Source organism: Streptomyces sp. NPDC002265 (assembly GCF_040296125.1).
Classification (GTDB): Bacteria; Actinomycetota; Actinomycetes; order Streptomycetales; family Streptomycetaceae; genus Streptomyces.
Genome location: NZ_JBEOWS010000445.1, coordinates 1 through 6,737 on the forward strand (window position 1 = coordinate 1; position 6,737 = coordinate 6,737).

Annotated in this window: 8 protein-coding genes; 2 read left to right on the forward strand and 6 right to left on the reverse strand. The window is 71.6% G+C overall.

What is annotated here, in order from left to right; translation table 11 throughout:
* The 6 genes from cbiE to ABT085_RS42000 all read right to left on the reverse strand — a co-directional run.
* Positions 1-1,048 (reverse strand): precorrin-6y C5,15-methyltransferase (decarboxylating) subunit CbiE (cbiE, locus tag ABT085_RS41975; protein ID WP_351621077.1); only part of this gene is annotated, 1,048 nt, incomplete at its 3' end.
* A 91-nt stretch (positions 1,049-1,139) separates the two neighbouring features.
* A complete protein-coding gene (locus tag ABT085_RS41980) occupies positions 1,140-1,787 on the reverse strand; it encodes a GNAT family N-acetyltransferase (protein ID WP_351621079.1) in 648 nt (215 codons plus the stop codon).
* A 161-nt stretch (positions 1,788-1,948) separates the two neighbouring features.
* Positions 1,949-2,779, reverse strand: coding sequence for a MetQ/NlpA family ABC transporter substrate-binding protein (locus ABT085_RS41985; protein WP_351621082.1), 831 nt, complete (start codon positions 2,777-2,779; stop codon positions 1,949-1,951).
* Positions 2,780-2,877: 98 nt separating this feature from the next.
* Positions 2,878-3,603, reverse strand: coding sequence for a methionine ABC transporter permease (locus ABT085_RS41990; protein ID WP_351621085.1), 726 nt, complete (start codon positions 3,601-3,603; stop codon positions 2,878-2,880).
* Positions 3,600-4,643: a methionine ABC transporter ATP-binding protein gene (locus ABT085_RS41995; protein ID WP_351621088.1), complete on the reverse strand. Its 1,044-nt coding sequence runs from the start codon at positions 4,641-4,643 to the stop codon at positions 3,600-3,602. The genes ABT085_RS41990 and ABT085_RS41995 overlap by 4 nt, the downstream gene beginning before the upstream one ends.
* 377 nt (positions 4,644-5,020) lie before the next feature.
* Positions 5,021-5,671: an HAD family hydrolase gene (locus ABT085_RS42000; protein WP_351621091.1), complete on the reverse strand. Its 651-nt coding sequence runs from the start codon at positions 5,669-5,671 to the stop codon at positions 5,021-5,023.
* A gap of 170 nt (positions 5,672-5,841) precedes the next feature.
* Between ABT085_RS42000 and ABT085_RS42005 the strand changes: the two genes are divergently transcribed.
* A complete protein-coding gene (locus tag ABT085_RS42005) occupies positions 5,842-6,201 on the forward strand; it encodes a hypothetical protein (RefSeq protein ID WP_152887910.1) in 360 nt (119 codons plus the stop codon).
* 1 nt (position 6,202) lies between these two features.
* On the forward strand, positions 6,203-6,616 hold the full coding sequence (locus tag ABT085_RS42010; RefSeq protein WP_351621094.1) for a hypothetical protein: 414 nt from the start codon (positions 6,203-6,205) through the stop codon (positions 6,614-6,616).
* Positions 6,617-6,737 lie beyond the last annotated feature (121 nt).

Here is a 6,737-nt window from a genome sequence, read left to right on the forward strand (position 1 = left end):
GCGTGCCGCTCCGCTGCGGGCGCGGGGCGGGGACGGCGGTGACGCCGGCGGCTCCGCCGCCCGCGACGCGGACCACGTCGGGTTCGGGCAGACGCTCCAGGACGTGCGGGGCGGTGCCGTGGACGATCTGGAGCTGCACCCCGTGGCGGCGGGCGGCGGCGTCGGTGCGGGCGCAGGCCCGCAGGTCGTGGTCGACGGCGAGGACGGCGGCCCCGGCCCGCGCGGCCTCGGTGGCGAAGGCGCCGCTGCCGCAGCCGATGTCCCACACCAGGTCGCCGACCCGGGGGCCGAGCCGGGCGAGCTGGGCGGCCCGCAGCAGCTGTGTCTCGCCCTCGCCGAGCGGTCCGTCGTAGGCCTCGGCGGGCAGGGTCCAGCCGCGCGGTCCGGCGGCCGGATCACGGCCGGCGATCCAGCCTCCGCCGTCGCCGCCCGCGCCCCGGCCGACGGGTCCGCCGATGACGATGACGAGGTTCGGGTCGCGCCAGGTGTGGTCGGCGGCCTTGTCGGAGGTGACGACGACGACCCGCTCGCGCTCGGTGCCGAGCTCCTCGCAGATCACGAAGGTGCGGTGGACGCCCTCCAGCAGCAGTCCGAGTTCCGCGGGACCGGCGCCGGGCGAGGTGAGGACGGCGACCTTGGCGTGCGCCCGGCACACGTTCACCGCGCGGCGCAGGGTGCGGCGATGGGCGACGACCACCTGGGCGTCGTCCCAGGGCATCCCGGCCCGGGCGAACGCGGCGGCCACGGAGGAGACGGCGGGCACGACCTCGACCTCGAGCCCGAACTCCGGTGCGCGCAGATTCCGTACGACGCCGAAGAAACCGGGGTCGCCGTCGGCGAGCACCACCGCGGTGCCACGATGGCCGGCGATCCGGCGGGCGGCGAGGTCGACGCTGCCCAGCCGGATGCGCTCGGCGCCGGGCGGGATCTCGGGCAGTGCCAGGTGATGTGCGGCGCCGGCGACCAGCGTGGCGGCGCCGAGGGCCGCGCCTGCGGCGGCGGTCAGCGGCGAGCCGTCCCAGCCGATCACCATGACCCGGTCGGCCATCGTCGTCAGTCTCCAGGGGTCTCGCGCAGGTGGTCGGGAGGGGCGGCCCACGGGGGCCCTTCGTGAGACTACCTGGTGACGGGGTGCCGGTTCAGTTCCAGTCGGTGTAGGCGCTGTACGACGTGAAGCTGCCGCTGTCGGACAGTTGCTCCCCCGCGCCCTCCAGGTCCTCCGGCAGCAGGCTCCAGACGATGAAGTCGGTGCGCGTGTCGGCCCAGGTGCCGTCCTCGGCCCGGGTGCGCGCTATGCAGGCGTTGCGCAGGACGCCCTCGCTGATGCAGCCGATCTTCTGGGCGACCTGCTGCGAGGCCGTGTTGTCGGCGGCCGTGCGCAGTTCGATGCGCTCGAACCTCTGGTCCGTGAACAGCCACTGGGCGGTGGCGAGCGCCGCCTCGGACGCGTAGCCCTCGCCGCGGGCCCAGGAGGCGACGATGTACGACAGTTCGGTGGACCGGACGCGCCAGTTGGTCTTGCCGAGCTGGATCACGCCGACCAGCCGCTGGGTGAGGAACTCGGTGACGGCGAGGTCCAGTCCGCGTCCCGCGGCGCGTTCGGCGGGGGCGTGTCCGGTGATCCAGGCACGGGCGTTGTCCTGGGTGAACGGCTGGGGCACGCTCGTCCAGGCCGCGACCTGTTCGTCGTTCATCATCTCGGCCATGGCGGCGATGTCGTCCTCGTCGAGGGGACGCAGCACCAACCGCTCCGTGCTGATGGAGATGTTGGGGAAGGTGCTCGTCATGCGCCGCTCCGTAACCTTCGAGTCGTCAGGTGCTGCTGAACTGCCCAGCATGCAGCATGAAAGCAGTGAACCGCACCACCGGGTCGACTCCCTTGCGGGAGCCGGTCCGGTGGCGCGGCGAGCCGCCGGCGCGGCGGGCTGATCAACGGGCCGTCAGGGACCTAGAAGGAGGCGATGACCGAGCCGTTGTACTTGTCCTCGATGAACTTCTTGACCTCGGCGGAGTTCAGGAGCTTGGCGAGCTTCTGGACCCGCGGGTCCTTCTCGTCGCCCTCCTTGACGGCGAGGACGTTGACGTACTGGTTGCCCTTCGCGGACTCCAGGACGAGGGCCTCCTCGGCCGGCTTGAGACCGGCGGAGAGCGCGTAGTTGCCGTTGACGACCGCGGCGTCGACGTCGTCCAGGGAGCGCACCGTCTGGGCGGCCTCGACCTCCTTGAACGTCAGGCCCTTGGGGTTCTTGTCGATGCTCTGCGGGGTCTCCTGGCCCTTGCCGCCGTCCTTGAAGGTGATCAGCCCGTTGGCGGCGAGGAGCTTGAGGGCGCGGGACTCGTTGTCGGCGTCGTTCGGGACGGCGACGGTCGCACCGTTCTTGAGGGCGTCGACACTCTTCACCTTGTGGGAGTAGAGGCCGAGCGGCTCCAGGTGGACGTCGGCGACGGACACGAGATGGGTGCCGCGCTTGGCGTTGAAGTCGGCGAGGTAGGGCTTGCTCTGGAAGTAGTTGGCGTCCACCGAGCCGTCCTCGGTCGCCGTGTTCGGCGTGATGTAGTCGGTGACCTCCTTGACCTGGAGGTCGAGGCCGGCCTTCTTCGCCAGGTTGTCCTTGACGTAGTCGAGGATCTCGGCGTGCGGGGTGGGCGTCGCGGCGACGACCAGCGGCCCGCTGTAGTCGGGGGCGGCGGAGTCCTTGTCGGAGCCGCAGGCGCTGAGCCCGAGGGTGAGGGCTCCCGTGGCGAGGACGGCGGAGGTGATCTTGGTGGCGTTACGCACGAAAAGTGCCTTTCCTTAAGGGTGGAGCAACCCCGCGGTAGGTGCTGCGGGGAAATCTGGGGGAGGCCGGCGGGGACGGGCGACGGGGACCGGGCGGGTCAGCCCGTCTTGCCCGGCGCCACGGCCGGCTTGAGCAGCCGCAGCCGCGGGGCGGGTCCCGAGCGGCCGCCGCGGCGGTGCAGCGAGCGGGCCGCGTAGTCGCCGGCGAACTGGACGACCGCGATGACGACGGCCAGGATCGCGACGGTGATCCACATCAGCTGGGTCTCGAAGCGCTGGTAGCCGTAGCGGATGGCGATGTCGCCGAGTCCGCCCGCACCGACCGTGCCGGCCATCGCCGAGTAGCCGATGAGGGCGACGATCGTGGTGGTGGTGCTGGAGATGACGGAGGGCAGGGCCTCGGGCACGAGGACCTTGCGCACGATCGTCCAGGTGTTGCCGCCCATCGACTGCACGGCCTCGACCAGCCCGCCGTCCACTTCGCGGACGGCCGTCTCGACCAGGCGGGCGAAGAACGGGATGGCGCCGATGGCGAGCGGCACGATGGCGGCCTCACGGCCGAGGGTGGTGCCGGTGATCCAGCGGGTGAAGCTCATCAGCGCGACCATCAGGATGATGAACGGCATCGAGCGGGCGATGTTCACGACCTGCCCGATGACCTTGTTCGCGACGACGTTCTGGAGCAGCCCGCCCCGCTCGGTGAGAACCAGCAGGACGCCGAGCGGAAGTCCGGCGACGACGGCGATGAGCACGGACCAGCCGACCATGTAGAGCGTGTCCCAACACGCCTGGGACAGCAGGGGCTGCATCTCGGACCAGCTCACTTGGCACCTTCCTCGACCGGCGCGGGCGCCTGGGCCCGGGTGTCGACCACGTCGATCTGGAGGCCCTGCTCGCGCAGGAAGCCGATGGGCACGACGTTCTCCTCGAAGCGGCCGGGCAGTTCGATGCGCATCCGGCCGACCTGGAGGCCGCCGACGGTGTCGATCGCGGCACCGAGGATGGAGACGTCGACGTTGTAGGTGCGCGCCAGCTGGGAGATGACGGGCTGGGTGGCGCTCTCGCCGTGGAAGGTGACGTCGACGACCGTGCGGTCGGCGCCGGCGGCCTCGCCCGTGACGGGGAAGAGGGCCGCGGCCAGTTCGGAGCCCGGGGTGGCGAGCAGGTCGGTGACCGTGCCGGACTCGACGACCCGGCCGTTCTCCATGAGGGCGGCCGAGTCGCAGACCGACTTCACGACGTCCATCTCGTGGGTGATGAGCAGGACCGTGAGCCCCAGCTGCCGGTTGAGGTCGCGCAGCAGCTGGAGGATCGAGCGGGTGGTCTCCGGGTCGAGGGCGCTGGTGGCCTCGTCGGAGAGCAGCACCTTCGGGTCGCCGGCCAGGGCGCGGGCGATGCCGACGCGCTGCTTCTGGCCGCCGGAGAGCTGTGCCGGGTAGGCCCCCGCCTTGTCGGCGAGACCGACGAGGTCCAGCAGCTCCAGCGCCTTGCGGGAACGTTCCTTCCCGGACTTGCCGAGGATTTCGAGCGGCAGCTCGACGTTGTCCTGGACGGTCCGCGAGGACAGCAGGTTGAAGTGCTGGAAGACCATGCCGATCCGGCTGCGCGCCCGGCGCAGCTCCCTGCTCGCACGCGGTCCGCGTCCGGCGAGGGCCGTGAGGTCCTGCCCGGCGACGGTGACCGTGCCGGCGGTGGGGCGTTCCAGCAGGTTGACGCAGCGGATGAGCGAGGACTTGCCGGCGCCGGACTGGCCGATGACGCCGTACACCTCGCCTTCGCGGACGTGCAGATCGACGCCGTCGAGGGCGGTGACCTCACGGCCGCGGGAGCGGTAGACCTTGGTCAGGCCCGAGGTGGTGATCACTGAAATTTCCGTCACTGTCGAGTGCGCGGGCATGGGGATGCCCGGGGCACGGGTGCGTTCGTTCAGGGACGCGGCAGGTTCTCGCGATGGCGTGGGAACCGGGGAGAACATGTGCGCGGGGCGGCGTCGTTCACCGGCGACAGAGGTCGCGCGGACACGCCACGGCGTCTCGCTTCGGGGCGCGAGGCTCAGGTGGTGCGGGGGCCCTCTAGAAGGCGCACATTCGACACATACAACGAGCACCGGGCGTCATGGTCGCCTCGGTCGCAAGGATGCGGCTGCTCGTCGTGGTCATGCGGTCAGTTAACCAGACATACGACCCTGACAGGACACAGGTGTCCGGCATGCGGACACCTGTGTCCGGCGACGGGCTCGCGTCACCGGCGGACGGAGATCTCCACACCGCCCTCGGTGACCAGTGCCGACAAGGCCGAGAGGTCCTTCACGACGAGGTCGGCGTCGAGCTCGTGGGCCTGGTGGGTTGTGGCCAAGGCCACGGTGGTCATCCCGGCGGCGCGGCCGGAGGCCAGTCCCGCGGGGGCGTCCTCGAACACGACACAGTCGGCCGGGTCGACGCCCAGGCGGCGGGCCGCGAGCAGATAGGGCTCGGGGTCGGGCTTGCCGCGCGTGACGTCGTCGGCGGCGACGAGCGTCTTGGGCCGGATGCCGACGGCGTCGAGCCGGGCCTCGGCCAGGCGCAGGGTGGCGGAGGTCACGACGGCCCACCGGTCGGCGGGCAGCGAGTCGAGGAAGTCCCGGGTGCCGGGCAGCAGTTCCACGCCCCCGTTCGGTACGTCCTCCACCTCCAGGAGTTCGATCCGCGCGACGGCCTCCGGCACGACGGCCGCGGGCAGCAGGTCGGCGGCTATCTCCACGGCGGTCCGCCCGTGCAGCGCGACCGACGCGAAGGCCTCGGCGTCGATCCCGTACTCCCCGACCCACCGGGTCCAGCAGCGCCGTACGGAGGCGAGGGTGGAGACGAGGGTGCCGTCGTTGTCGAACAGGAGGGCTTTGGCATGGATCGTCATGCCTGAGACCCTACGATGCCCCCGAAACCCGCCCGACCAGGCCGAACCCGGCCGGACCCGGCAGGACCGGACCGGCACCGGCCTGCCGGACGACGGGCCCGGTCACCGCCGGCCCTCTCTGGGCCGGGCCCGGGCGCGGCGGTCCTTTTGAGCCGTAATAGGGTCTCCGCATGCTTGATGCCCTGACGCTGGCGACCGGTGTCGCCGCGCTGCTGCTGGCCGCCTGGTGCGGCTGGGCGGCCTACCGTGACCAGCCGACCAAGGACTGGCACTTCATCGGGATGGCCGTGGTCTCGCTGCTGGCGCTGGTCCAGCTGGTGGTGGGGATCGTGCAGCTGGCTCGGGGCGAGAAGGCGGAGCAGGGCACGACGATCTTCGTGGCGTATCTGCTGGGCGCGTTCGCCTGCATCCCGGCCGCGGGGTTCATGTCGCTGGCCGAGCGGACGCGCTGGGGTTCGGTGACGGTCGCGGCCGGCGGTGTCGTCCTCGCCGTGCTGGAGGTGCGGCTCTATGACATCTGGGGAGGCTGAGATGACCACGGCGAACGACAGGCCCGCACGGCTCATCGGCGGGCCGGGCATTCTGCTGGTCTGGCTGTACGGCGTGATGGTCGTCGGCGCGGTGTCGCGGTCCGTCTACCAGATCGCCACCGAGTTCGACCGGGCGCCGCTCGCGTACACGCTGTCGGCGGTGGCGGGCGCGGTGTACGGATTCATCACGTACTCGCTGGTGCGCGGTGGGGAGAAGGCCCGCAGGGCGGCGCTGGTGTGCTGCGCCGCCGAGCTCGCGGGCGTGCTGATCGTCGGCACGTGGACCCTGGTCGACCCCTCCGCGTTCCCGGACGCGACGGTGTGGTCGAAGTACGGCATGGGGTACGTCTTCATCCCCGTACTGCTGCCGCTGTCGGCGCTGTACTGGCTCCGCAAGGCGCAGAAGCAGAACTGAGCGCCCGTCCCGGGGCGGTGCGGCGCCCCGGGCCCCGCGCGCGCCGGACGAGGGGTCGCGGGGCGGGGGGGCGGGCCTGGTGGGGGTCGCCCCCGCCGCCGGCGGCACAAAGATGATGGGG

What these genes read in the sequence shown, in the direction of transcription:
- ABT085_RS42010 (WP_351621094.1), top strand. Translation starts at nt 6,203, where the DNA reads ATGACCACGGCGAACGACAGGCCCGCACGGCTCATCGGCGGGCCGGGC.
- ABT085_RS42000 (WP_351621091.1), bottom strand. Translation starts at nt 5,671, where the DNA reads ATGACGATCCATGCCAAAGCCCTCCTGTTCGACAACGACGGCACCCTC.
- ABT085_RS41980 (WP_351621079.1), bottom strand. Translation starts at nt 1,787, where the DNA reads ATGACGAGCACCTTCCCCAACATCTCCATCAGCACGGAGCGGTTGGTG.
- ABT085_RS42005 (WP_152887910.1), top strand. Translation starts at nt 5,842, where the DNA reads ATGCTTGATGCCCTGACGCTGGCGACCGGTGTCGCCGCGCTGCTGCTG.